This is a genomic window from Pseudomonas sp. NMI760_13, assembly GCF_021283245.1.
Taxonomy (GTDB): domain Bacteria; phylum Pseudomonadota; class Gammaproteobacteria; order Pseudomonadales; family Pseudomonadaceae; genus Aquipseudomonas; species Aquipseudomonas peradeniyensis.
Genome location: NZ_JAJSRC010000090.1, coordinates 1 through 983, shown reverse-complemented (window position 1 = coordinate 983; position 983 = coordinate 1). Strand labels below are relative to the sequence as shown.

Genomic DNA, 983 nt, shown 5'->3' with positions numbered 1-983 from the left:
TGCTCGCCGCGCTGCTGCCCAGTTTCTCCACCACCGATCCCACCGACTGGGGCGACAGCGAGAAACTCTACGGGGCGCTGAGCAAGGTCATCGCCAGTGACGATGCCGGCTTGAACCTGCGCGACACCCTGCGCCAGGCCATCGCCGAGACGCAAGGCGCGATCAATGGCGCCAGCCTGCGCCTGAAGCCCCTGCTGCCGCCCGGCGTGCAGCGCGCCGTGATGCGCCTGAACAGCGCCAGCCAGTGGCTGTACAACGGCGTGCAACTGATCGAGCTGCAGGTGCAGATGAAGCTCAGCGAGTACTACGCCCTGCAGAGCGCCCACCTGCGCGAGCTGCAGCACAAGGCCAGCGCGCAGACCGCCAAGGCCCGCGAGCGCATGCTCCTGGGCCTGCGCGAATTTGATGCCGAGGTGAGCGCGTCCAGGCGCTGGGTGCGGCCGGTCATCCAGCACGGGCTGCTGAGCCTGGCGGTGCTCGACCCGAAGCTGGCGCACAGCGTCATCACCGTCAGCGTCTGGGTCGAGGGCACCGCCGACGTGCTGCAGGAGCGCCTGGCCCAGGAAGCCGGTCTGCGCGTCAACCAGCTCAGCGCCGCCGCGCAGATCAGCCTGGTCAACCTCTCGGTCGCTGCGGGAACCCTCGACGCCAGCGCCCGCCAACTGCTCCACGGCATGCGCATCACCGCGAAACAGGCGGCGCAGCTGGTGTGCACCAGCTTCACTGGCGTGCGCGGCGTGGCGGGCAGCTGGGAGCTCCTGCTGGCCCTGGGCGGCTTGTACCTGACCCACGACAGCCTGGCGAAGAATCTGGAAAAGGCGGAAATCGAGATCGGCGAGAAATCGAGGGAAGCGGTGATGGCGTTGCATGGGTCCAAGCTGGCGATCCTAGGTGGCGGGATCGAGACGCTGGGCTTGATCATCAGGACCGGCGCCACGCAGATCAACACCAGGATACCCATGACACCTGCGGGGACGGCACGG

General features: G+C 67.9%; 1 pseudogene. It reads left to right on the top strand.

The window, feature by feature from the left end:
• Positions 1–983 (top strand): annotated as a pseudogene (locus LU671_RS29295) (T6SS effector BTH_I2691 family protein); the annotation flags it as partial.